The organism is Salinispira sp. (genome assembly GCF_059431795.1).
On the sequence record NZ_JBXWXS010000041.1, the window covers coordinates 1 to 25,763 of the forward strand.

At 49.0% G+C, this 25,763-nt stretch carries 21 protein-coding genes; 8 read left to right on the forward strand and 13 right to left on the reverse strand.

The window, feature by feature from the left end:
* Window positions 1-227: 227 nt before the first annotated feature.
* Genes amt through AC52PS_RS13595 form a run of 3 tightly spaced genes read right to left on the reverse strand, consistent with a single transcriptional unit; the run spans window position 228 to window position 4,003 of the window.
* Window positions 228-3,050: an ammonium transporter gene (amt, locus tag AC52PS_RS13585; RefSeq protein WP_495563617.1), complete on the reverse strand. Its 2,823-nt coding sequence runs from the start codon at window positions 3,048-3,050 to the stop codon at window positions 228-230.
* A gap of 9 nt (window positions 3,051-3,059) precedes the next feature.
* Window positions 3,060-3,503, reverse strand: coding sequence for a chemotaxis protein CheX (locus AC52PS_RS13590; protein WP_495563618.1), 444 nt, complete (start codon window positions 3,501-3,503; stop codon window positions 3,060-3,062).
* A gap of 47 nt (window positions 3,504-3,550) precedes the next feature.
* Window positions 3,551-4,003 (reverse strand): response regulator, encoded by a 453-nt coding sequence (locus AC52PS_RS13595; protein WP_495563619.1) that lies wholly within the window; start codon window positions 4,001-4,003, stop codon window positions 3,551-3,553.
* A gap of 349 nt (window positions 4,004-4,352) precedes the next feature.
* On the opposite strand from AC52PS_RS13595, the gene AC52PS_RS13600 reads away from it, so the two are divergent.
* Window positions 4,353-4,676 (forward strand): hypothetical protein, encoded by a 324-nt coding sequence (locus tag AC52PS_RS13600; RefSeq protein ID WP_495563620.1) that lies wholly within the window; start codon window positions 4,353-4,355, stop codon window positions 4,674-4,676.
* A gap of 118 nt (window positions 4,677-4,794) precedes the next feature.
* Here the strand turns inward: AC52PS_RS13600 and AC52PS_RS13605 are convergent, their stop codons facing one another.
* Both AC52PS_RS13605 and AC52PS_RS13610 read right to left on the reverse strand, forming a co-directional pair.
* Window positions 4,795-5,832 (reverse strand): S66 family peptidase, encoded by a 1,038-nt coding sequence (locus AC52PS_RS13605; RefSeq protein WP_495563621.1) that lies wholly within the window; start codon window positions 5,830-5,832, stop codon window positions 4,795-4,797.
* 37 nt (window positions 5,833-5,869) lie between these two features.
* Window positions 5,870-7,507: an ankyrin repeat domain-containing protein gene (locus AC52PS_RS13610; RefSeq protein WP_495563622.1), complete on the reverse strand. Its 1,638-nt coding sequence runs from the start codon at window positions 7,505-7,507 to the stop codon at window positions 5,870-5,872.
* A 287-nt stretch (window positions 7,508-7,794) separates the two neighbouring features.
* On the opposite strand from AC52PS_RS13610, the gene AC52PS_RS13615 reads away from it, so the two are divergent.
* The 6 genes from AC52PS_RS13615 (at window position 7,795) to AC52PS_RS13640 (ending at window position 14,502) form a co-directional block, all read left to right on the forward strand.
* The gene (locus AC52PS_RS13615) at window positions 7,795-8,775 is read left to right on the forward strand and encodes a peptidylprolyl isomerase (RefSeq protein WP_495563623.1); all 981 of its coding nucleotides are present in this window, start codon (window positions 7,795-7,797) and stop codon (window positions 8,773-8,775) included.
* A gap of 88 nt (window positions 8,776-8,863) precedes the next feature.
* Window positions 8,864-11,452 (forward strand): ATP-dependent helicase HrpB, encoded by a 2,589-nt coding sequence (gene hrpB / locus AC52PS_RS13620; protein ID WP_495563624.1) that lies wholly within the window; start codon window positions 8,864-8,866, stop codon window positions 11,450-11,452.
* 50 nt (window positions 11,453-11,502) lie between these two features.
* Window positions 11,503-12,444, forward strand: coding sequence for a cation diffusion facilitator family transporter (locus AC52PS_RS13625; RefSeq protein WP_495563625.1), 942 nt, complete (start codon window positions 11,503-11,505; stop codon window positions 12,442-12,444).
* Between the two features lie 178 nt (window positions 12,445-12,622).
* Window positions 12,623-13,183: a hypothetical protein gene (locus AC52PS_RS13630; protein WP_495563626.1), complete on the forward strand. Its 561-nt coding sequence runs from the start codon at window positions 12,623-12,625 to the stop codon at window positions 13,181-13,183.
* Window positions 13,184-13,238: 55 nt separating this feature from the next.
* Window positions 13,239-14,012, forward strand: coding sequence for a helix-turn-helix transcriptional regulator (locus AC52PS_RS13635; protein ID WP_495563627.1), 774 nt, complete (start codon window positions 13,239-13,241; stop codon window positions 14,010-14,012).
* Between the two features lie 52 nt (window positions 14,013-14,064).
* Window positions 14,065-14,502, forward strand: coding sequence for a hypothetical protein (locus AC52PS_RS13640; RefSeq protein ID WP_495563628.1), 438 nt, complete (start codon window positions 14,065-14,067; stop codon window positions 14,500-14,502).
* Between the two features lie 14 nt (window positions 14,503-14,516).
* Here the strand turns inward: AC52PS_RS13640 and AC52PS_RS13645 are convergent, their stop codons facing one another.
* Genes AC52PS_RS13645 through AC52PS_RS13655 form a run of 3 tightly spaced genes read right to left on the reverse strand, consistent with a single transcriptional unit; the run spans window position 14,517 to window position 18,653 of the window.
* Window positions 14,517-15,272, reverse strand: a complete 756-nt coding sequence (locus AC52PS_RS13645) for an SDR family NAD(P)-dependent oxidoreductase (RefSeq protein ID WP_495563629.1) — start codon at window positions 15,270-15,272, stop codon at window positions 14,517-14,519.
* A gap of 32 nt (window positions 15,273-15,304) precedes the next feature.
* A complete protein-coding gene (locus AC52PS_RS13650; RefSeq protein ID WP_495563630.1) occupies window positions 15,305-16,588 on the reverse strand; it encodes an AfsA-related hotdog domain-containing protein in 1,284 nt (427 codons plus the stop codon).
* Window positions 16,569-18,653 (reverse strand): methyl-accepting chemotaxis protein, encoded by a 2,085-nt coding sequence (locus tag AC52PS_RS13655; RefSeq protein WP_495563631.1) that lies wholly within the window; start codon window positions 18,651-18,653, stop codon window positions 16,569-16,571. The genes AC52PS_RS13650 and AC52PS_RS13655 overlap by 20 nt, the downstream gene beginning before the upstream one ends.
* Window positions 18,654-19,023: 370 nt before the next feature.
* Here AC52PS_RS13655 and AC52PS_RS13660 point away from each other — a divergent pair, with 370 nt between their 5' ends.
* The gene (locus AC52PS_RS13660) at window positions 19,024-19,284 is read left to right on the forward strand and encodes a DUF2188 domain-containing protein (protein WP_495563632.1); all 261 of its coding nucleotides are present in this window, start codon (window positions 19,024-19,026) and stop codon (window positions 19,282-19,284) included.
* Here the strand turns inward: AC52PS_RS13660 and AC52PS_RS13665 are convergent.
* From AC52PS_RS13665 to AC52PS_RS13685, 5 genes are all read right to left on the reverse strand, one after another.
* A complete protein-coding gene (locus tag AC52PS_RS13665) occupies window positions 19,264-20,523 on the reverse strand; it encodes an alpha/beta hydrolase family protein (RefSeq protein WP_495563633.1) in 1,260 nt (419 codons plus the stop codon). The two genes, AC52PS_RS13660 and AC52PS_RS13665, sit on opposite strands and share 21 nt — an antisense overlap.
* Before the next feature lie 194 nt (window positions 20,524-20,717).
* Window positions 20,718-22,232 (reverse strand): sensor histidine kinase, encoded by a 1,515-nt coding sequence (locus tag AC52PS_RS13670; protein ID WP_495563634.1) that lies wholly within the window; start codon window positions 22,230-22,232, stop codon window positions 20,718-20,720.
* 40 nt (window positions 22,233-22,272) lie between these two features.
* Window positions 22,273-23,526, reverse strand: a complete 1,254-nt coding sequence (locus AC52PS_RS13675) for an MFS transporter (protein WP_495563635.1) — start codon at window positions 23,524-23,526, stop codon at window positions 22,273-22,275.
* Window positions 23,527-23,635: 109 nt separating this feature from the next.
* Window positions 23,636-24,781, reverse strand: a complete 1,146-nt coding sequence (locus AC52PS_RS13680) for a 30S ribosomal protein S1 (protein ID WP_495563636.1) — start codon at window positions 24,779-24,781, stop codon at window positions 23,636-23,638.
* Entirely contained in the window at window positions 24,771-25,631 is an 861-nt protein-coding gene (locus AC52PS_RS13685) for a lysophospholipid acyltransferase family protein (RefSeq protein ID WP_495563637.1), read from the reverse strand. Before AC52PS_RS13685 ends, AC52PS_RS13680 begins: the two co-directional genes overlap by 11 nt.
* Window positions 25,632-25,763 lie beyond the last annotated feature (132 nt).

Genomic DNA, 25,763 nt, shown 5'->3' on the forward strand with positions numbered 1-25,763 from the left:
TGTCCAGCAGGCCGTTTTTGAGCAAACTGAACATCGACAGTGAGATGGAGAAAACCTGGCGGATGAAGTGGAAGATTCCCGGAGGGGCGCTTGGCAGGTATGTACCGAAGTTTATTGCGGCGTGACATGTAGGTCAGAATTGGATTGTGTGTGCAGTATGGTTGTTGTGGGGGTTAGGTGCAGGCCGGGGGCGGCTGAGGCTGTTTCCACATTCTTTGGGGCATTATTTATGGTCTAGCTGCTGCAGTTTCCACCTCAGCCCCTTTATGAACGGGTAGGCGCATAATAAACTCACAAAATTCACCCTTTCTGCTTTTCACTCTGAGACGGCCCCGTAATTCTTTCAGAATATCCTGTACCCTGCTGAGCCCCACTCCCCTGCCGCCCGAATGGTGGGCATGTTCCAAGGTACTTACTCCAGGTTCAAAGAGGTAGTTCAGCAGTTCCCTCTGATTCATGGAGGCCGCCTTCCCGGGGCTGATAATTCCATCCCTGAGAAGGGTATCGCTTAAGGTAGAAAAGTTGATTCCCCCACCGTCATCTCTAAAACTGATCAGCAGTTCGCCGTCCTCTATGGCGGAAAAGATTTTAATGCTGGCGGTTATAGGTTTTCCCTGAGCTCTACGTAGCAATGCGTCCTCAAAACCATGGGTGAAACTGTTCCTTATCAGCTGAATAAAAATATCTTTCAGAGATTTTTCAAAAACCCGGGGAATCCGATCGTCGTGAAAGTCGGTAACATCGAGATGCACATCAAACCCTGCATCCTTTGAGAGCCGCTGCACGAGTGCGTCCAGTGAACTGACTAACCTGGACCCACTCTGGTCAGGATTATCCGGCTGGGCTTTTCCATTAAGGCGCAGATACCCTGTTTGAAAGTTTTGCAGGCGTTGTACAAGCTCTTTGCAACGGGTTATCATTTTCTGAAGATGTGAGACGCCGACTGCCAACTCCAAAAAGTCAGAGTTTTTTAACCGGGGAGTTTTTTTCAGTTCCTGCATGGAATCCTCAATACGGTGGGCCTCATCGGCTACCAGATCAAGTCCGATCGTCTGAGCATCGCCCTTGATGCTGTGTATGAGGTTGAATATGCGCTGAAAACGGGAATCCAGGGTCCCCTCCTCCCGTAACACATCATTTATACTGCCAAGATGTTCTTCACTTGAGCTGATAAAATCCAGCAATACTCCCGGATCCACATGAATCAGCCGATAAAACAGCTCCATATTGCTCTCATGCACATTCTTGGATTCCTGGACTGCTCTACTGAGTTCCTCTTCTTCGGTAATATCCGATATAACGAGCATAATTCTGGCTTCATCCTTTTCCCGCTCTAATTGAATGAATGAAACATCTAAAAATTTGGAGACAATGTTCCCTTCACCATTGTCGAAGAACGTTTCCACCTTCCGCATGGGATTCATTTTCATCAGGGTCGAAGCATCAATCTGGTCTTGAAAAAGCAGCTCAAAAAAATCGGTAAATTGGCTATATATATCTTTGGGTAATATGGATCCGAAGATATCCTGTATATGCCGACCTTCAAGCCTGTATGTCTTTAAGATCTTTTCAGCAGCGAGGGAATAGTAGGGGGCAATGCAACCTTCAATATCCACTACCAAGATACCGTCATTGATGTTGCTGAGAAACTGAATGAACTCATCTCTGGCCATGGTACTGTTTTCCAGTTTATCCAGCACCGAATTATACCGTTCTGCAATCTGCCCCACTTCTGTAAAGGGTTCAACAGGAGCACGTAGTCCCATATTTCCGGTGATGGCCTGTTCTTCCAGAACCCGAAAGAAATCATGAGTTTCAGTGGATGCTCCATGTTCTGAGATATTCAAACCTGCATGCTCATGGTCCGCGGGAACTCTCAGAGGCCATACTTTGTTGATGCTCCACAAAAGGAGAATCGCGGCCACGAAACTCCATGCAGCGGATATACCGATCCCCAGTGCCTGAACAAGCAGCTGCTCCCAGAATGGCAGTCCCGTCCCGAGAATCGCCGGATCACCAAAAAGGGCCACGGCAAGGGTCCCCCATATCCCGGCGAAAAGATGAACGGGAATCGCACCTACGGCATCATCTATCCGATAAATTTCCAGGAGGCGGCTGCTTGAAAACATAATTGCTCCTCCTATAAACCCAATGATTACCGACTGGAACTCAGTTACAGCATGAGCGTTGGCGGTAATTGCCACCAAACCGGCAAGTGCGCCATTTAATACCAAATTTACATCCGGTCGGCGGAAATAAGGCCATCCCAATGCCAGTGCGCCCACCATCCCGGCGGAAGCTGATAATGCGGTATTCACCAGAATTGATGGTACGTTTTCCGTCAGGGCCAAGGTGGACCCCCCGTTGAACCCGAACCATCCGAACCAGAGAAGAATAACTCCTAAAACCACCATAGGAATATTGCTCGCTGGAATACTTCTGCTCCGCACCCCTTCCGTCTCCCGGGTCCCGGGCTCAGGAAACCGGCCATTGCGGGGGCCTAAAATGATCAATGCGGCCAGCGCAATCCACCCGCCCACACCGTGTACGACGGTGCTTCCGGCAAAATCCACGAATCCCATGGCCTCCAACCATCCCTGACCGCCGCCCTGCCAAAAACTTCCCCAGCTCCAGTGGCCGAAAATGGGATAAATCAAAGCTGCCAAGAGAATTGTAGATATAATATACGAAGCATATTTCATCCGCTCTGCCACTGCACCGGAGACTATTGTCGCTGCTGTAGAGCAAAACATGGATTGAAAAAGAAAGAAAACTCCGGTCCACATAGGATTATCTTCAAGGGACAGGTTCAGAAAAAAGCCGGTGGTACCGGCAAAGCCGTTTTCACTTGTTCCAAACATAAGTGCAAAACCAAAGAGCCAGAAGGCCAGGAAGGAAACACCCAAATCCGTAAGATTTTTGATGGCCACATTGATGGAATTTTTTGACCTGGTCATCCCCGATTCCACCATGGCGAATCCGGCCTGCATAATAAACACAAGAAGGGATGCGAATAAAACCCAAAGAATATCAATCAAATCTGCTGTCACAACTCTCTCCTACTCAAAACCTATTGCCAGAAGTGCTCTATTTTTTCGCCATTCAATTGGGATCATAATGACCGGATGAGTCAGATGATGGCGGATGCTCTCCATGGAATCCCTGATGATAACCGGCACTGAAATCATGTAATCGCTTCCGAATGTCTTGCGCAGGTTGCCGGAAATTGTATTTGTAACTTCACCTGCAAGGTCACCCAGTTCTTGCTCAGGGACAGGTTCTCCCAGGAGTTCAACAGCAAGCTCGCTGAGCATACTCAATCCCGATGTGAAATAAATACCTCCCCGCCTGCAACCGGAAACTGCGATAATCCCCGTAAAAGAAAGGTCCTGATCATTTGAAATCCTCACATAGGGCACACCCATTCGCGCAGGTTCACCGCTTACCTGTTCAAAGTACGCTGTAATTACATTTATAAATGCCTGCATTTCTCGTGCTTCCATAGAATCACACTCCCTTCACAGCTGCTGACTGCTCAACAGATCCCGTGTCACCCGGGATTCCCCATACGGCTGATTTCCCGAAGCAGCTCTCCATTCCGGAACGGTTTATTGATGTATCCTTTTGCCCCCAGTTTCAGAGCCTTTAATCCGGTTTCCACATCATTCAGTGCGGAAATTATGAGAACCATGCACTCGGGGTTTTGATCCATCATTATTCGTAGGCAGCTGAGACCATCCATCTCAGGCATGGTGATATCCAGAGTGACAATATCTGGACAGAGGGTAGCAAAACACTCCAAAGCCTGTGTACCGTTCCCCGCAGTAGCGATCTCTTGAATTTCCGGATTCTGTCTGAGAACCTGAGTAATCTTTTTGCGAATAATGGTTGAATCATCCACCACAAGCACCTTCACGCTTCCTCCCTGAAATACCGCCGTATAGGTGCAGATACTACACGCACCCAGGCTTCGGCGGATGCTTATTCCAATAAGACTTTGCAATATATGTGCCAGAATACCTTTCACTTCAAAGAATCTTTAGCCGCTGTCCAGTGAGAAGATTCAAATTTCGAAGTATGTACTTGCAGAATAAAAGTTTATATGATTCTTACATATGCTGAGATTTTCGTAGCAACTGACTCAACCGAGATCTTCATTTATGACTTTTCGGTGGCATTATGTATCTTTTAATACGTATCTGTATATTTTAGTATTTACTAATACATTTTTGTAGCTTCAGTTGGCGATGAGAAATGAAATTGGCAACTCTCCTGGTATACGAACACGCAAATTTGATACTTCCCACAGAGATTAGTAAATTTATGGTATCAGTAATCCAAAGGAGGATCATATGAATACCCCATTGAATTCAGGATACGAAACGGCACCACCGGGAATTTTCGCCGCATTCTCAGCAACCCGATGGGATGAAATGAAGAAGAACGATCTGGAAAATTATTTGCAACAGGCTATCACCGACGATCCCCAGATATCCCGGGAGAGCTCAACGAATATCTCAATTGATTACAAAAGTGATGAAGGCAGCGGGGGCGGTATTCACATCATTGGAAGGGTTAAAAGCGAAGCCGAATCGAAACGGGCTGTGGAGATCGTTAGGGTGAACACCCAGGAAGAGGTTGACGTTAAGAATGATCTGAAGGTTTCCAGCGAATGATCATCGGGGGTCCGGTTCTCACCGGATCCGAACATCCCGCCTACACCCGAACATCCAGCCTACACCCGGACATCCAAAGAGCGATCGAATACCTAATTGAAGTCATATGGATCGTACATCAGCTAAAAACAGTTTCTGTAATTGTTAAAGTTGAATCGGCGGGGTTCAATCGCACACATGCCCCCTGGGGCAAAATGACCTGGGGGTCAGTATGACCGAAACTCATATTGCTCACCACATTTAGATCTTTGCAGCCGAATTCGCCGTTCACAACCGAAAGTACAGCAGAGTCAAGCTGCTCTTTCTCCTTCTGACTGTAATCCCTGGGACGGGAAATAAGAAGACCGGAGATCCGCTCCAGAGCTCCCATGGCACCGTAGTTTCGTAAGGAGTATCGCACATAATCCACGGGGGGTTTTTCTTCACTGGTTTCCAGAAAAAGCACCCGGTTATTCCAAAACTCTTTATGGGGCCAGTAGTCGGTTCCTTTATTCATCTCCAAAACCTCAATACAACCTCCAAAGAGTCGGCCCTCCGAAATGGTTGATCCCTGGAGCCAGCGTCTACCCCCATCTGTGCCGGATGCCAAAATTTTTCCCCGATTTTCGATTTTCCGCCAGTCGGGGTATCCGTTGCTATAAGATGGAAAATCTGGCAGCTCAAATTCATTCCATTGCTCAAAAAGAAATTGACGAAGATAGTTCTGATAGTCTTGTGAAAATGATTTCAGTTGAGAGAAGCCGGCCATTATTGAAGGTCCGTTAAAGGTGATTATCCCCTGTTGATGTATCCAGCTATGGAGGCTGGTAAAATCTGAATACCCCATCATGAATTTGGGGTTTTCCCGAATCATGTCCAGGTGCAGATACGGAAGAATACGGATGGCATCACTTCCACCGATGCTGGAGATAATCCCCCGTATAGACGAGTCTGCGAAGGCTGAGTTTACATCCTCTGCTCGTAGTAAAGGGTTCTCATACAATGTTTGAGCATCCATGCGTGCTGTAGGAAACTCTACCGGATCTAAACCGAGCTCTTGAAGATTTTTAATCCCTTCATCAAAGATATGAGGAAACAGCGAGGGAAGACCGGCGGAAGGGGAGATCACTGCGATCCGGTCTCCTTTCTTTAATGCCTGAGGCTTACAATACACCATTTTTCCTCCTATCCTCTTTCTGCTCTGGAGCATGCTCTCAACCGCCGGTTTTGGTTGGATTTTCAGATTCTTCGCTGCTTTCCTCGCTGCTTTCTTCTTCGGATTCTTCCTCATCAGGGTCGAAAGCCCCAGAGCGAATAAGAATATCCCGGATGTGCCCCAACTTGGTATTATCTCCCAAGAGCATTATCGGAGTAAGCCCTTCTTCATTCCGAGCATTGGGGTCGGCGCCGGCAATCAGCAAAAGTTCGAGCATTTCCGCATCTGCATTGCGTACCGCAGTAAAAATGAGAGGTTCGCCGTCTTCCCCAGCGGAGGCCCCGGAAAGCCCCCGGTTGAACAGCAGTCGGGCCACATCAATGTTTTCATTATCCACTGCATTTTCCAGCAGCGGTAACAGGAGGGAGGAATTATTGGGAAGTACGGCCCCGCGCTGAATCAGGGTTTCACTCATTGAATTCAACCCTTCGCTTTCAAGACTGCTTCTATTCAATGCCACCAGGAGTGGAGATTTGCCATCCAAATCGAAGATGTTCGGATTGGCGTTGTACTGAATCAGTAATCGGAAAAATGGATCTTTCTCCTCCCTTACTGCGATCATCAAAGCGGTATCGCCATCGTCATCTATCAGATCCGGGTCAGTCCCCCGTTCGAGAAGTAAGCGCCCAATATCATCCTTGCCCCTTCTGGCTGCAATATGAAGTAAACCTGTACGCTGAACGCCCTTTCCCGGACGTCCGTCACGAACATACCGGGGAATTGGGGCACCGTAGCCGATTAACAGCTGGAGATGACGGGCCTCCATCTCCTCAACTGCGATGCGTACTGGGAGTCTGCCGTCACCGTCTTCAATTGCGGGGTCTGCACCCAGAGAGAGTATGGAATCCATGGTACGCAGGGAAGCCTGTGAGCTGACTGATGAATTCATAGAGCGGTGGAGGGGACGATCTCCGTTACTGTCCTCCGCGGTAAGAATTTCAGGAGTGGTAAATTGAACATACAACTCAAGCAATTCATGGGCACCAGCGGTTGCGGCTACGTGCACCGGCAGTTCTGCGCCCTGTGTGCTCACTGCAAGCGGGTCTGCACCGGCAGTCATAAGCGTACCTGCAATTCCGCTGAGACTGTTGCTTTCCAGCATATGCAGGGGATTTCTGCCCCGGGAATCCCGGTGATCGGGGTTAAGTCCAAAATCAAGAAGAAAGTCTACTGCGGCGGTGTGTCCCCCCGCAGCCGCAGGGAAGAGGGGGGTGCGGAGCTCGGAAGTTTCGGTTCTTAAATCGGCGCCGGCTTCCAGGAGGGTTCGCCCCATATCTACTCTTCCGATAGCCATGGTTATATAAAAGGGTGTGACACCCGCCGGATCCCTGGGATCAGGATCGGCACCGTTGGCAAGAAGATATTCCAGGCTTTCACTCTGTCCGTATTCTGCGGCCACATGCAACAGGGTGCGTCCGTCCCGTTGGGGTTCGTTCACATCTCCGCCTTTGGCCAGATATTTTTCAAGATCTTCAATATCTCCCCGCCGAACTGCCCGAACCTCCGGGGTGGCGCAGGCCGTGAAAAGCAGCGTGAGTGCCGCCAGCAGAATTAGCATTATCGAATAGGCAGAAGACGCTGTGATATTTCTGCGGTCTGAAAACGAAAGAACAGGTGTAGGGGTGGTATTTTTCATGTGTATACTCCTCCCGGGAAACTGATCCCCCCGGAACATCGGAATTCGCTGTGCTCTCCTGCTGAATCTCCGATACAGGAACTCACCGCTTAGAATCATAGTTAACATTCTCATGTATCTTCGCAGGAATCAAGTAAAGTGGGTTCGCAGGCTGTGTAAAGCCGATGTTGTAACGGTAGCCGAAGAAACTTTTTATTGGTACAGTATTCACTTTACCGGTTCTCCGTTCCATGGTACATGGAAGGGGATACGACCCGGACAATTCACACGTATTAGGACAGGATTTTATGAAATCAGTATTTCGTTTTACCGCCCCGGCACTGCTGGCGGCAGTCATGATATTCAGCGGGTGCTCAGCTGCTGATAAAAGCATCAGCATTAGCCAGGATGAGATTGATACACAGGTTGACCGCACCATTTCACAGTATGAGGCTCAGGGACAGACCGTAAATGATGAGCAACGGGCTCAGCTCGCCGAAAATGTCCGCACTCAGTTAATCGAACGGAAGATCCTTTATAAAGCAGCCCAAAATGCCGGAACCAGCCTTGAAGATGGGATCATGGACTCTGAAATGGAACGGGTACGCTCACAGTTTCCCGATGAGGATGGCTTCAGTGAAGTTCTCTCCCAGCAGGGCTATACCATTGAATCGTTTCAGGCGGAAATGGAGGAGTTCCTCCTCATTCAGCAGTTTTTGGAGGAAGAGGTCATCAGCAAAATCAACATCAAGGAAAATGAGATGGAGACCTTCTATGAAGAGAACCCTCAGTTCTTTGAAAGCCCCGAATCAATTACCGCCAGTCACATTCTTGTTCAACTGTCAGAAGATGCCGGTGAAGAAGAAGGCCGGGAAGCTCTGGAAAAAATTGAAGAGGTTGCAGCAAAAATTGAGGCCGGTGAAGACTTCGCCGCATTGGCAGAAGAGTATTCCGAAGGTCCCAGCGCAGCCCAAGGCGGCAGTCTGGGCAGCTTCTCCCGGGGAGACATGGTTCCCCCCTTTGAAGAAGCAGCTTTTGCTCTTGAAGAAGGTGAAGTTAGTGAGATTGTTCAGACACAGTTCGGATATCATATCATCAAGGTAAGCGAGAAGAATGAGGCCGGAACCGCCCCATACGAAGAGGTGAAGGAATCAATCAGCAATTATCTTGCCCAGGAACAGGAGCAGGAAGCCATCACATCTTATATTGAAACCCTGAAAGAAGAGTACACGGTGAATGGACCGGAAACATCCTCCACCGATACCGAGGAAGAAGGCGAAGCATCCTGAGCCCTTCCTTCTTAATGCTTCATCCCCCGCAGAGTCCTGTCGCTGGACAGTGTACGATGCCCGGGGATGAAGCTTTTTTCACCCTCCCATGAAACAGCAACTACCAAATCTGCCACATTATCCGGTAGAGAAAATCCGGAAGCGGATTATTGAAACATTACACGATTCAACCGCGGCTATTATTCAGGCAGCGCCGGGCTCAGGCAAATCCACTCTGGTACCCCTCTATATTCTGAACAGTCATTGGCGTCAGAACAGAACCATTTTTCTGCTTCAGCCCAGGAGAGCTGCCGCACGGGCGGTTGCCCGCCGCTTGGCTGAACTGGCAGGACCTGGGACGGCCATCGGCTGGATAACCAAAACTGATCAGAGAGTCCCTGAAAACCCCGACATTCTGGTAATGACCGAAGGGATTTTTGTCCAAAAGATCATTCAGAACCCGGAATTACCTGAATGCGCAGCCGTGATCCTGGATGAGTTTCATGAACGGTCCGTTCAGGCAGACTTGAGCTATGTATTTATTCGAGAAAGCATGGAAGCCCTTCGACCTGATTTACGCTTACTGATCATGTCCGCAACAATGAATCACGCCGGTCTGGACGGCAGCAAAATTCCTCTCCTTTCCGCCGAAGGCAGGCTGTTTCCAGTTGATATTTCGTACAACCCCTGCCCTCCCGGCAGAGAGATCCCACGTCACGCAGCACAGACGGCAGTTTCCATGCTTTCCAGGACACACGGCGGTATTCTTATTTTTCTCCCCGGAGAGCGGGAAATTCGCAACGCCGAATCAATACTCAAATCAATTCTTCCCGCTGAAGATTCACATATCGTTTTACACCCCCTCTATTCCCGCCTGAGTTCCCGGCAGCAGCGGATAGCCCTTGCTGCGCCTTCTGAGGGGACGCGCAAGATTGTCATTGCCACCAATATTGCCGAAACCAGCCTCACCATAGAGGGAATCACCTGCGTCATCGATTCAGGTGAACAACGAAGCTCGGTATACGATGACTCCATGGGCATCAATCGGCTGCATACCCGGCGCATTAGTAAAGCATCCGCAATACAGCGCGCCGGTCGGGCAGGCCGTCTGGAGGCAGGGTACGCCGTGCGTCTCTGGAGTGAATCTGAGCAGCTTGATGACTTTCATTCACCGGAAATCGGTAATATTGAACTCAGCAGTCTTCTGTTACACCTTGCGGCATGGGGACAAAGCGATCCCTCCGCATATACCTGGCCCGACCCCCCACCCGCTCAGCGCATACCTGAAGCCATGGAACGTCTGAGATCACTCGGCGCATTGAACAGTTCAGGCAGCATCACCAAACACGGTAAAATAATCCATGCCCTGCCCCTTGAACCCCGGCTTGCCGCCATGTGCATTACTGCGTACAGAAAAGGAGGGGCTCCACTGCTCCAACGTGCGGCAATTATTTCCGCCATAATAGAGATGGGAGATCCCTTCACTTCCGAAGCCCGCAGAGAGCACGGAGCCGATCTGTACCCGCGGCTGGAGATACTTGAGAATGCCCTACACAGTGAGGGTCGTTTTGCCCCCCCGGCCGATGAGATTCTTCCGGGCACCTTGAAGGAGATTCATCCGGGCACCTTGAAGGAGATTCGCCGGGAAGTTGGGCGTCTTGTTAAAGCAGCATCCAGATTCCTGGGCGAACGAGGAGAAGACGGGGAGAATCGTTCAGGCAATGAGGAAGTAAGCCCCGCCGGATTACTCATGGAAGCATATCCCAGTCGGCTCGCCCGAAAAACGGGGAACGGAAGCTACACTCTTATCTCAGGGGGCAGCTATGCAATGAAAAGCGGCGACCGTTCATTTTCTCCGGAATGGATTGCGGCTCCGGTTCTCCACCGCAGGGCTGCGGGAGGCAGCATATTTCTGGCAGCTGCGCTTGAAGAGCATGAAGTGGATACGCTGATCCGGCAGCAAGCCCAATATGCGGATGAACTGCTGTACCGGAACGGCTCCCTCTCTGCACGACAGAAGAGATATCTGGGAAAGATTGAGCTTGCACCAACTCCGCTGAACATCAATAGCATTGAAAATCTGGAACGGGCACTGACAAATCTTGTGCATAGGGAAGGGATGAGACTTTTCAATTGGACCCAACATGCGAGGGAGCTGCAAGCCAGAATACAGTTTATTTTTGATCTTTATGCAGGATCGTATCTCAGTTCCCAGCCGTGGCCCAACCCTTCCGATACCCACCTGGCGGATACTGCAGAGCAATGGCTGCCATCTTTTCTCCCGGCACATCCCGATCCACACTGTCTTCAACATATTTCAATGGTCTCGGTTCTCAAATCGATGATACCATGGGATGCGGCAGCAGAGTTTGAAATACAGGTTCCCCGGGCTCTCGAATTGCCCAGCGGTTCAAGGCGTACGCTGAGATATGAAAAGGGACGGGTAATTCTGGATGCCAGAATACAGCAGTTGTTCGGGATGCGGAAGACCCCCACAATTGCGGGAGTCCCCCTTGAGATTGAACTCCTTTCCCCGGCAGGACGTCCGGTTCAGATAACCTCCGATATGAGTAATTTCTGGAATACAACCTATCCGGAAGTGCGAAAGGAGCTCAGAGGAAGGTATCCTAAACATTATTGGCCGGAGGATCCCCTGCACGCAGCGGCCACCGACCGCGTCCGGCCCCAGAAAAAATAATAACCTGCAAGCTATCGCATTTTTTTATCTGAACCGATAAACTGACACCCATGCATGGGGAACATCAAAATGACCAAAATCGTGAATCATCCTTACGCAGCGCCGGCATAGTTGGTATTATCGGCAATGGAATTCTTGCAGGAGCGAAAATCACGGTGGGTATGTTTACCAACAGTCTGGCCGTAATCGGTGATGGCATAGATTCCGCCACCGATATTATTACCAGCGCCATCGGGCTGTTTACTGCATCCATCGCAAATAAACCACCGGATCGGGAACATCCTTACGGGCATCAGCGTGCTGAAACAATAGCAACCAAACTCCTTTCTTTCACCATTACGTTTGCAGGAATTCAGTTATTCATTAGTACCATTACACATCTAATTAACGGAGACCCACTAAGCATACCCGGTGAAGCGGCCCTCTATGTCACCCTGTTCAGTATTGCAGGGAAAATTGCCTTGGCACTATACAAAGGAAGGCTTGGCCGCCGCATTAATTCTCCCATGTTGAAAGCAGATGCCCAAAATATGAGGAATGATGTTCTGCTAAGTGCTACCGTTCTCCTCGGCGTGGTGTTGAGCCAGCTGCTTCACCTGCCGATTCTTGACCGTCTTCTGGCTCTGGGGATCAGCGCCATAATTATCAAAAGCGGTGTGGGCATATTTTTGGAAACATCTGAAGAATTAATGGATGGCTTGGATAATCCTGAGGTATACAAAACCCTTTTCAGGGCAGTACGGGAAGTAGCGGGTGTGCATCACCCTCACCGTGCAAGAATCCGAAAGATCAACACCCATCTGCTGGTGGATCTGGATATCGAGGTTAATGCGGAACTGAGCGTACAAGAAGGACACGCCCTTGCCAACAAGGTGGAAAACAGGATTAAGAAGCGGATTCCCGAGGTAAGGGATGTCCTGATTCATGTTGAACCGCTGGGAGTGCAACATGCCAGGGAGAGCTTTGGTCTGGACGAAAACGATGTAAGCTGATCTACAGCCATGTGAAAGGCTCATCAGGCTAAACCGACGAAGGTCTAAAACCCGGGTATCCCCCCATTTTCTCTATGACCAATTTTAGCTAATTCACGTACAGTCCTGTATTATGTGCTTGAGATAGAAGCCCAGGCGTTTAATAGTAAGATCATCCTATTATTATAGAGGAGTTCATATGAATGACTTCAAAGATGACTTGCTGGAAGAGGAAATGCACCTCTGGGAATCAATAGTCAGTCGGGCACAACGGGCGTTGAGGCTCACGGATGAAGAAACGGAAGCGATGAAGAAAAATAAGCTGATCCGCATGTTCGGACTTCTCCCCAAATTCGCAGAATGTCCCAATCCGGAGGGTACCGGTTTCATGAATGTTGTGGTATATATGGCTGAGCGTAATGGCGGTCGGGACCTTTTTCTCCACCACCCTGAGAATGACAAAAATATTCTTTCCCGTCTTCAGCCCTTTCACAATATCATGCGGAAAGGCAATCAGGAAGTTGTGGAAAAAGGTTTGGCTCTCGCATCGCTGGTTATGCTTCAGGACTACCAGGCGGACAAAGAGGAAGACCTGGCAAAGAATAAGTACAATCCCTTGAACAATGGTGCATGGGATTTTTCTTCTGCAAAGGAACAACTGATGAAGGTAATTAACAAGGCTCAGGCCATGCGCCTGGATGCGGTATTTGCCTTATCTGTGGTGACTACCATGTCCTTCTGGAATAATACAGGATATTGACGGCTCACTCGAATGCAGCTGATTTTTGGGTGAGTCCCAAGCTTAGAGAGTAAGAATGGAGAAGCGAATCAACCTGCTGTTCATCGGTTTTGGTCTTATTGTTACGGTTATGAATACCTGGTTCTTTGTGGATGAACATGGATTCACCGGGCAGATCGTGAAAGAACCAATATTCATTTTACCGGCAATAGGACTGTTGTACTTTTCGCTTCTCCAATTTTTCGGAGGCAAAACCTTACAGGTATCTCAGCTTATATTTCTCTTCGCAATCGCCGCCATTTCTATTATTGACGGACCGGAGAATATTTACGGCATGGGGTTCATGCTTCTCACAATCTATCTGTTGTATAAATACGGATATCTGCAGAAACATTTCATACTGAAGTCTGTAATAATCATTCTTCTCATCTATGTACTGATTCTTATTTCATTTTTCGGAAACGCCCATTTTAGCGCCGGTATAAACGTAATGGCTTTCGTGTTCTTTTTCTTCGTGGCATTTTCCCTGGGTGAATGGCAATGGATTCAAACTCTGCGAAAGAAGGATATTGAATACCGGGATAAGCTGAAAGAGTTCCGGGGTGAGGAGGTCGATCTTGAACAGGCTGGATTCTCCCGCAGGGAGCTGGAAGTGGGGAAGCTCCTTATGAAATATCCTGAGACCGATAAAGAGCTTGCCTGGAGAATGAATATATCTCCTGAAACATTCAGAAATCACCTCAAATCTATGCGGAAGAAGCTCAATGTAAATACCAAACAACAGCTCATTGAGAAAATCCGCTGGTTTTATCGTCATGAAGAGCTGGAAAAAGAAAATAGCCAAAATTAGTCATTTATTAATGTAATGTAAAAATCTATACTACATTGTATAGGGAGTATGTATGATTGGGGAAATTGTAATCGGCGTATCACTATTCGCCGGGTTCCAAATCGTTATTGAGCGAGTTATAAAACCCCAGATTGAATGGTTGCGCAGACGGGCGTCTTTGAGCGAGGCATTGTTGACTTACCGCAGTGATATTATTCGACAATCTCTTTCCGAATCCTCAGCCAGATATATTCAACGGCAATCTGCTCAGTTGTATGCTACAGCGGGTCTCCTGCCCTGGAAACACCAGATCAGCCTGAATATCAACCGGCAAATCAATCTCCTGCTTTCTCCGATTCTCTCGGGTTCAAAGCTGAGTACTGAGCGTATTTACGAAAGTCTGAAGATCCTTCGACAATGCAAGGTTCGAAGCAGCTACACCGGCAGAGGGCTTAGAGACAGTAAACGAAGAGATTTGACGGGAGAACTTCTCCACGGGATTATAGAATAAAAATAGTGTCCGTTTTATTGAAGTGTAAATCCGCCGTCCAGCATGAGCGTATGCCCAACCATAAATTCAGGTGCATCGGTCATCAACCATAGAACCGCTTCGGCAATTTCTTCCGGCTCCCCCACTCTTCCCAGAGGATGCCCCGCATTATACATGGCTTGTTTCTTGGGGTCCCCGCCGGTGCTTCTGAGAAAAATATCTGTCCGTACTGACCCCGGGGCTACCGCGTTTATCCGGATGCCGGAGGAAGCATACTCCAGAGCGGCGGTTTTGGTAATAGCCTCCACACCGTGCCGGCTGGCGTTGTATGCTACCCTCCCCTTCCGGGCAATGCTTCCGCATACACTGGACATGTTCACTATGCTTCCACTTCCCCGGGGGAGCATCATCTGTAGTTCACGTTGAACCAGCATAAATGTGCCGGTGAGATTCACCCCGATAATTTCATCCCAGTCGCTTTGCTGAGCATGCAGAATTTCGGCTTTTTCCCCGTCGATTCCTGCGTTATTGAAGGCGGCATGGAGATTGGAGTAGTCACTCTGAATGAGCTTGAACAATTCATCCAGTTGCTCAGCTGATGATATATCGCAGGGAACAAAGCGTACATTCAGCTTATCTTCCTTTAGCTCTGCTTCACATTCCTCTCCTGCGCTTTTCCTTCTGCCGGTAAATATCACAGTGGCTCCATTAGAGGCAAGAAGCCTGCAGGATGCCTTGCCAATACCGGTGGACCCACCGGTTACCAGTATTACCTTCTCGTGCAATTTCATTGATCTATCCCCTATACGGTAATTCAGGCCGTTTACAGTACGGCTTTTTCCGGCACCTTGAAGTACCGTTTAATAATCAGTTCAAGACGTTCCCGTTCAGTATCAGGCATATGGGTGATGATAAAATCGTACCCTTCCTCAATCGCTGAGCAGCTGCATACGCCTTTGGCAGATACTCCGCCTACTATCAGCACAAAATCCCTTTCTTCAGAATCAGATTTACTTACTGCCGAGCCGTCCTGGAGGGTAAAACCGCTGAGATTAATCCGCTCAAGCCGGCCTTCCAGCCACCCCCCGTTCCCCGGCTGTTTTAAAAGAAGAGTATGATCCAAATCTCCCGGCGGGTAAAACGGCAGCTTCTCCAGTTCTCCCCGTTTTACTTCCCGTATCCATTTGAACACATTTTCTCCCACATTACTCCCGCTGACCTGTACACGTCCCATCTGTTCTCCATTTTGATGAATGGTGATATCCATGCGTACGGTTGACCAGCTTCCCCGCTGTATGCGTTTGGATGTAACCTGAGCCCTGAGAATCACCGGAGCATACAACTCCAAAAAGCCGTCGAATTTTGCTTCCATTACATCCAGAATCATGTGTGCACCTTTGGACGCAACATTCCCGTATTCATGTGCGCAAGCAACAACCAGCTGCCTGCAGGCCTCCAGAATCATAATGCCCGGAACGTGTTCGTTGGGGTGCTCAAAAAAGAAGGGATGCTTAGTATCAACCACGAGGTTCGACAGGAATATCTCCCGCTCATCATGGTGACCATAGCGTTCAAGAATTTTGGAAGCTTCGGCCTGAAGCGCATTGTTGATGTAATATTCTTTTTTCCCCCCATGTTTGATAATCCTGTTGAGAAGATCATCCGCAAGAAATTTCCTGAGAATGTAGATCTCATCATGACCCAGCTTGGAATCGGGAGTTGCCTCACTGGAAGATCGGTATTCATCCGGATCTCCGCATCCGTTGGCGTTTTGGCTGGAAGCGACCCGTTCATAGCTTTCCATGAATGTTTCCCTGCTTTCCTCGGGTATAGCCCTCATAACGGCTTCATACTGCTCTGTGTCTAACCTGAGAGCCCCAAGTGACTCCTTCATTATGTAGTGAGGATCTCGCCCGAAGAGACTGCGGGATTTGACGAGTTTGTATACTATCCGGATGAGAGATATCTCCTCTTCAGAGGCCTGGGAAAGAAGCTTCTTAAACCCTGCGTCATTGATAACCCGGGGGAGAATTCTCCTTAGATTTGCCAGAAGTACATTTTCATCCCGGCTCTTATGTACCAGGGCTTTAGATATGGTCGTTTCCATGTTTATCTCCGTTCAGATTGAATTTCCTGAGAATGGTCTCCAGATTTCCCACAACTGCCATATTCGCCTCAGATCCTTCTTTCAGCCGTCCGATCATGTTTGATACTTCCGAATTGCTTCTACTCTGTTCGCTGGTGGCCTCCCGGATATGAGTGGAGATATCCACAAGCTCAACCATGCTTCCATCGATGTGAGCGCTTTGGTCCTGCAAACTTCCTGTGAGCTCTTTAACGCTGTTGGTGGCGTTTACCACAGATCCAACCGATGAGAGTATTTCATCGGTTCCGTTTTTCTGCTCCAGCATTGCGGAGCTGACCTGCTGGATTAAGTTGCTGGTTTCCTGAATGCCCTGAAAAATACTCCTGAATGCATCCCCGGCCTTTCTGGTGTCCTCAGCTCCGCTTTTCACCCGTTCGCTCATCAGCTTGATTTGGTCTTCAATTTCCCGGGTACGCTGACTGCTGTTTTCTGCGAGCTTCCGGATTTCTTCTGCGACCACCGCAAAGCCCCTGCCCGACTCGCCGGCGTGGGCTGCCTCAATCGCCGCATTCATGGCAAGCAGGTTCGTCTGTGCAGCCACATCGGCTATGAGCTTTACAATCTCATTCACCTGTGAAGTGGCATCTTCTATTGCTGACATGGTCTGAATGCTCTGATCAATCTGCTGTTCGCCGCTGCGGGCCCGCTCCATGAGGGTTGTTGCCAGACTGTTTGCGTCCTGGGTGTTTTTAGATACTGAGGTGATGTTTCCTGCCATTTCTGTCATGGCGCCAGCCGTCTGCTCCACAAAAGCTGACTGGTTTTCAATGTCGCTGCCGATGTGCTGGATGCTTTTTTGAATTTCACCGATCTTATCCCGGGCAGCCTTCACCGAGCCGGACTGCTCGTCTGCGTTACCGCTGATTTGTTCCACAGATGTGACTATCTGATGCATTGCCGCACCTGCTTGGCTGATAGACTCATTTACGGATCTGGAGGAGCCGGATATTGACCTGGAGCTTTCAGCTATGCTTTGGAGCATGGATTCCAGGGTATCCATAAAGCGGTTGATCAGTTCAGACAACTCCCCCACCTCATCGTTGGTGGTGATAGAAATTCGTTCACTCAGGCTGTTTTCGCCGGATAAAATTCCCTGGATTTTTTGCTTCTGTATTTTCAGTTGAAGTACAAGCTCTTTGGAATAGATCAACGCCACGGCAATTACAATGGCCATAATCGCCGCGAAAGAAACGGCAAACACCAGCCTCACACTGTGCAATTGAGTATTGACATCCCGTTCATCCATTTGGAATGCAGGAGGATTGGAAAAGTCATCATAGGTTTCGTCAAACGCCGACTGGGCTTCCTGGATGCTGATCTCTTCGTTGACAATGCGGTACAGCTGCTGAGAATAGTTAAGCTCCGCTTCATAGGCAAAAAAGAGTTTGGGCAGGAAATAGGTAAGAGCATACAGGGCAAGAAGGGTTGCAATGAGCACGGTCTTCCTGTCCAGATTCATTTCCCGCCCCCGGGACTCAGCTTCAATGCGGTAAATCCGCATCAGCTTCCGGGCTGGAGTGAGAACCTGCCGGTTCAGGGAATTCTGAACAAATGCATATACCCCCGAACTGGAGAGGGTGAAAACTAGATGGAACCACAAACGGGGACTGCCTGGATCGCTGAAGTACCCCTGGGTTGAAAAGAAAATAAGGGTACCGCCGAAAAAACTCACAAAGTTTAAAACCAGCACCAGTGAAGACAGGCGGAACATTCTCTTTTTGGCCTTTGCTATTATTTCCGGATCCGCCGCTCCCTGTTGTTGAAGCTTTATGTAGGCAGTCTGGATGGGTCTGCTGTAAAGATACAGAATCGTCGAGAAGATAAGCAAAATCGGGAGCACATTCAGAAGCATAAACTCACCGATATAGCTGAACAGTCCGCCCGTCGCCTGGTTTCCAGCTATTGCCTGCTCAAGCAGATAATCGGTAACGCTGAGCACTGTTAAAGCGATAAGGAATACTAGGGCGGTATTCCGTACAATCCGAAGGGGAATGGATTTAACCGGTGTTTTTTGGTTGGCATTCATGGCGGGTTCCTTTTTAGATAATTTAGTTCGGTTTCCTCAGCCCAATGACGAAAAGTCCCATTCAGTCGTTATCTATCTGAGCATTCGTTTCCGCTGTACATGCCAATAACGCTATGCCGTGCCTCTCCCTGTGTCAATTTGCATATTTTATTTTTTGGATATTTTTATGTAGCCAATTTTGGTCAATTAAAAACATGCTGCAGTTGCCGGAATTTTCGGGAGAAAAAGGTCGGTCTGAAACCTGTTACTTTGGGCATAGCATCACTTTAGCCAAAATTGGCTATATATTTATCCGGCGGATAGACATATGGTGTAGTCAGGGTATTGTACCGATGTGAAATTACAGAAAAGATCCAGCGGAGTGTTCCATATGATGACGAAAATTTACCATGTACAGTATGACGCCAGATTAGGAAACTGGATTCTCAGAATGGACGGAAGATCGTTTCAGGTAAATGAGTTTGACAGTAAAGATGCGGCACTGAACTTCTCAAAAAAATATGCACGAGCCGTTGCACCGAGTCTTCTCAAAATCCGAAGCCGTGAAGGCCGGCTTGAATCCGAATGGTTTTACGGCATTAATGGCGAACACAGCGAACCGGAGCTTCAGTCAGCGTCCATGCACCCATGAGCTGACAAGTTCCAGGAGTCTCGGATTCATAGTCTCAGAAATACTGCCGTACTCGGCAGGCAATCCGCTTTCGGCTTCCTGGAAGAGATGATTCAATCCATCGAGTGTGACTACATCAATATTCTTTGCAGAGATGGGCGCTCGGTTTGCAGCCGCATCTACCTGGGTGTCCAGCCCACCAAACACCGCCAGGACCGGCATTTCCAGCTCATTGATCTCATCCGAGGGATTGTACGCGAGAAAACTGCGGAACCATGGCGATGTGACCCGATTTACGGCCTCTTTCAACCGGGCTCCTGTGAAACCCAGATCCCGATACGCTTCGCTCAGCCGTTCTCTGGTTTCCGGGGAAAGTGGCTCATCCGGGTCCTGCTCTTCTAAAAGATCATAGACCTTTTTCGCAAACGAAATATCTCGTTCGATGGCCTGCTCACTCACTCCGCTGCGACGCATAATGATTTCTGTTTGAAGGAGCAATTGCTCCCTTCCCGAAATAACCGAGGGTGCCAGAAGAACCAAAAACGGAATCCTGGGATTCCGGTACCCCAAGTAAATACCAATTAAACCGCCCTCGGAATGTCCGGCAATGCCGGTTCTCCGGGGATCCGTTTCCTCCCGGGATTGAAGGTACTTCCAGCCGGCCAGGGCGTCGGAGGCAAAATCCCTGCTTGTGGCGCTTGAAAAATCTCCCTGACTTTCAGCCACGCCCCTGTCATCGTAGCGCAGTACTGCAATTCCCCGTCGGGTAAGATAATCAGACAGAACCAGAAATGGCTTGTGCCCCATTAATTCTTCGTCTCTGTTCTGGGGACCCGAACCGCTTACCAGCACAACAGCGGGAAACGGTCCGTTTCCTTCGGGAACCGTAAGGGTTCCGGCAAGTTGAATTCCGGCAGTCTCATTGGTAAATCGTACATTCATTGATCTGTATGGAAACGGCGGTTCGGGCTCCTGTGGGCGGGAAAGTCCCGGTTGAGCATCCCGGGGTTCGAGAATCAGGGGGAATTGTGCACCGCCTTGATACCAGCTTCCTTCAAGAGATTCCTCTCCCCTAAACCTGCCCGCAAAATAGCCTCCCACTGAGTTCACATTGAAGCGTACAATACCGTCGGACTTTTGAATTAACTCAGCGGGTAAGCCGGTGACCCCCTGATCGGGACTGTCCATCACCCAGGATTCTTTGCCCGTACTTCTGAAAATCAGACGGATCTCCCCGTTTCCCGTATCCAGGCTCCCCATCCAAACTCCATCCGGGGATTGCATCAGCAAGTACTTTCCATTTTCAGAAGTAGTATGTTCAGGTGTCATTGCACCTTCCTGTGTGCTACATGCCGGCAATATCACCCAGATAAGCAGCAACACCGCCGTTCCAAGTATTAATCTAATCCTATTCGTTACGTTCATAACTCCGCTTCTGGTATCTTTGAAACTTTTCATCGTAAATCTGCAAGAGAGCCCAGGGTGAGTCTGAACTCACTTCCCTCATTTACTCGGCTCTCTACAGTAATTCTACCGCCCAGTGATTCCACCTGATTCTTACACATGAAAAGTCCAAGACCGCTTCCTTCGGGAGTCTCTTCCTTGGGTTTTTCGTTCATAGATAAACGCTCATTGAACCCAAACAGTTTCTCACCATATTTTTCCAGATCTATTCCCTTGCCGTTATCCCGGAAAACCAAAATAACGTTTCCATTCTCCACCTTCGTGAATACTTCAATTTTCGGTGCCCGGCCATCATACCGGTATTTAATGGCGTTGCTGAGAAAGTTATAGAAGTAACTCTCAAGATATATTTCGGGGTATTTCAGGCTGGAGACGGAAGAAAACTCTTCCCTTATTGTTACCTCATATTTATGAATCATTGTCTCAAGCCCCATAAGGGCCTGCATGTAGGCATGAAACAGGGAGACAGGGGTCTCAGGTTTACTGATTATCACCGTGGATTTTACCAGCTCCACCATTTTATCCACAGTTTTCAGCAGGAGATCAGTGTTTCCCATAAGCATATCCACCGTGGCCTGATCCGGGAGGCCGTTTTCCCCCACATACTCCAGAATCATCTTGATATTTCCCGCCGGTCCCCGAAGGTTATGACCCAGCATTCGGTTAATTTCTTCCATTTGGCGGTTACGAGCGGTAAGCAAATCTACGGTTTTCTGCAATTCTCTCTGGTATCGATACTCTTCATCTATATCCTGGCATACACCGTACACCCGTTTGGCGATATCACCTTCCTGATACACCTCGGCGATGACCCGGGTCCAGACCAGCCGCCCCTTTGAAGTACGCACAAGCAGCCGTTCATCAAACCCCTCTCCATCCTGAAGGATTCGTTCCAATCGTTCTTCGGCTATACTCTTGCTCTCTCCGGTATAAAATCTCAGTACACTGTCCACATCCAGGGGGGTGTCATCGTCCAGATCATGTATGCGGCGAACCTGCCTGGACCAGTTTACAGACCATGTTTCCAGATCCACAGACCAGGAACCGATTCCCGAAAGATCCTGGGAGAGGGATAATTGGAAATTCTGCTCCTGGATTTCCCGTTGCTGAAGAACTGATGAGGTAATATCCCGGGAAGAAGTATGAAGTCTGTATATCTCACCTGCGGAGTTGTACATGGGGCGGGTAAGGGTTTCCAGCCAGACGATGCTTCCATCTTTTCTGATAAAGCGATATACCATGCGGACGGTTGAATCTCCCTCCTGAGCGGGACGGTGGGAACCGGAACGAATAGCTTCCCGGTCATCCGGGTGGAAATAGTTGTATGGATTGGTACCCCGCATTTCCCCGGCGCTATACCCGGTGATTTCCAGGCCGGCGGGATTAATATACAGATAGACACCGTTCACATCATGAATGCAGATCATCTCCCGGCTATTTTCGATAATCTGCCGGAAATCTTCGTGAAATTCAGAATGGAGGTTTTCTATGCTGCTATCAGTCACCTTTTTACTATAAACCGTACAGTTTTCCATTTCAAATAAATCAACCGGCGGCTGGCGTTTTTTCCCTTTTTCGAAACCGTTCGATTGCGTAAAGGACAAACATCAATAAAGATGCGGTGAGTGAAAGAATCAGCGCAACATCCCAGATTCGGTTCACAGAAAAGACATCGATAAACCAACCGGCAAGGGGCGGTCCTGCAGCTTCCCCGCTGTACATGATAATAGGCGCTACAGCACTGATTCTGCCCCGATGGGTGATGGGGGCGTGATTGGCAATATACGCTGAGGCATTGGTGGCACTGAGTATTTCCCCTACAGTCCAGAGCACTGTGAGAAGGAGGAACAGAAAGAACGATTCGCTGCGCCCCAGGAATCCGAAGCCCAGAGCATAGAAAAGTCCCGCAACGGCAACCGTAAGCACCGGAAGCATCCCTGCCGTAGCTTTTAGCAGATAGGTGGTAAGCAGCACCACCACCACGGCGTTTACCCCCATAAGAATGCCGTAGAAATTCGACCCCCGTTCACCGAAGGTGGCAGCCAGTTGGAGAGGGATGCCGAATCCCACCTGAGAGTAGACAAAAGAGTAGAGCATAAACACCAGCATGAACCCAAGCAATAGAGGACGGCGGAAGAGAATACTGAAAACACTTCCCTTCTCCGCCCGTTCGGGATTGTCTTCAGGCAGATCCAGACTTCTGGCTACATCCTGCTCATCCGGCCGTGTCTCCCGGGTGAACTTTGCAACCAGCACGAGGGCGGCCAGGGTGGTGACGGCATCACCAATAAAGAGCCACGGCATATAGTTTGTGAACAGAAATCCGGCCACCATGGGTCCGATGGCAAAGCCCATATTATGACCCAAGTATAGCAGGCTGAAAGCAGTCTTGCGCTGGTCACGGGATGTGATATCGGTGATCATTGCATCATTCACCGGTTCAGCCACACCCTGGAAAAAGCTGGAAACTATCAGAAGAACAGGAATTGCAAGGGAACTCCCCAGAAATGCACAGGGGATCAACGTGACGGCCGCAAGTCCCTGGAAGATCAGAAGGATAGTTTTCCGAGCATACGCATCTGCAAGCTTACCCCCGATGAGGGATGAAGGAACCCAGGCCAATGCGGCAATCCATACCACTAGGCCTGTTTCCCCGGCACTGAGCCCCAGTTTACGGGTTAAAAACAGGGCCAGAAAGGGACGCACAAAGTGGCCCATGCTGTTAATTATTTGAGCAAGGAACAGAAAATACACACTCCGATCCAAGCCGCCGTAGGTTTGACGCAGGCTGCTCAGCACGGCCGCCCCCTCCAGTCGCTTTATCCGAATATCCGCCCTCATTCCACCCAGGCAGCTGGATATATGAGGGCTCCTCCGATTAGAATAGGGTTGAAGAGAATCTATCCGGCTACTTTTTCTTTTGATCCTTCATTAACGCTGCGAACGGATTATAGGTTTCTTCAGTGTCATTTTCTTCCATGTACTTGCTTCTTGCCGCATCATCCATCCGTTTACCCGCAGGCTTCAGCGCGATTCTTTGCTGCCGGGTATCTATGCTGATCACCTGTACACTCAATTCCATCCCCTTTTTCAACACCTTGCCGGATACGGGGTCTTGTTTATCGGATTCAAGCTGGGAAATATGAATAAGGCCATCCAGCCCCGGCTCCAAGGTAACGAAGGCGCCATAGGGGGTAAGCTTGGCCACACGGCCCATGTGTCTGGAATCCTCCGGATACGTTTGCTCAGCATTTTCCCAGGGATTAGCCAGAAGAGCTTTCATGCTCAGGGTAATCCGATCTCGATCCCAGTCCAGGGCGATAATTCGTGCGGTTACCTCCTGTCCCGGTTCAAGTTCAGAGTGAATATCATCCAGACGCCCACGAGTCACCTCGGAGATTGGAAGGAGGGCTGAAAATCCATCAATATCCACAAATGCACCAAATTCCTGAACCTTGGTGATGATCCCGGAAAGATCCATTCCTTCTTTCAACCGGTTTCGAAGGGCTTCTTTCTTTTGTTGATGCTCTTGTTCACGAATCACCCTGTTGGAAACCAGGATATTCCGCCCGTCTTCATTGAACTCAATGATTCTGAATGAAAGACGGGAGCCCGGTTCCACCGGTTCGGAACTCTCTCCGGGCAATCCCATCTGGGAATGGGGGCAGAATGCCCGGATATCTCCCAGGCCCACTTCAAAGCCGCCTTTGATTTCCTGACGCACGATACCTTCAACGGGAATGCCTGCTTCAAAGGCTCGCTCCAAGACCCTGTGCCCCGCTGTATCGCCCTTCAACTTGGTGGTGAAAATATGATTTCCGTGTTCCTTCTTCAAAAAGTACACGGAAATGCTGTCTCCGGCAGAAACGCTGATGTTGCCCGAATCGTCAGTGAGTTCGAGGGCATCCAGCTGCCCTTCGCTCTTCCCTCCGATTTCCAAAAAGATGCAATCATCTGCTATTGAAACCACCTTGGTGTCTAATTGATCTCCTGGTTGAAATTTCCGGCTATTTTCCAGACTTTCTTCAAACATTTTTTCAAAGTTATCTTGCATTATCTTCCTTTTCCCATCTTTCCAGATGGCTTTGAATGAAATCTATTATCTCCTGATGCTCAGTTTTACCCCGGCCACTGGGGGTAATGGGAGCACCAATCTCTATATGAATCTTTTTCTTCCGGGAGATCCGCCCAAAGCCCCGGATAACGCTTCCCTCACCCCAAAAATCTGTTTTCAAAGCAATGGGAATCACCTTCACCCCGGCCCGTATTGCGAGCTTAACACCCAGTGAGTTGAACCGTTCGGGACTGAACTCAGCAGTCCTGGTGGATTGGGGGAAAATGATAATAGATATTCCGTTTGCCAGTTTTTCCGTACCTTCTTTCAGTACGGTTGCAAGATCCTCCCGGGGATTCACCCTTCCCACGGCAATGGGATCCCGGCTCCGCATGATATGGCCGAATACATTTCCTTCGGTGAGCTTCTTTTTCACCACAAAGGTCACCGGCATATGGGGACGCACAATCCCCGGCAATACCGCTGTCTCCAGAGTACTCATATGATTTGCAATGATTACAAATGGGCCGTCTTCTTTTTGAAGATTATCCATTCCCCGGATATCAAAACGGCCTCCGAAACGCTCAACGATCCTTAAAGAATCCTGAGAGCTCTTTACCCATCGTTGATCGTCATACTTGCCGTCAATCACTTCCTGACGGTAGCGGAAAACAACGTCTTTAATAAATGTGAAATACATACCCCAGCGGCTGCCGAGAAAAAGATAGTGGACAAAAGGCAGCTTCTTAGATTCACCGCTCTGGTAGCTGTCCCCGTTAAAAATACTTTCCATGGAATCCCCGTTTTTATGTGATAGCTTTTTCTGCACGCTCAATAGTATGCTGTTCATGAAGCACCTGCAGATCACATGGAATTATAGCAATCTGATGCCCGAGAGGCTACCTCGCACAATATCAAAGAAACATTCGGATAATAAATTCAAATTCCGCTTGACCTTTCCCTTAGGGGAATCCGTAGAATA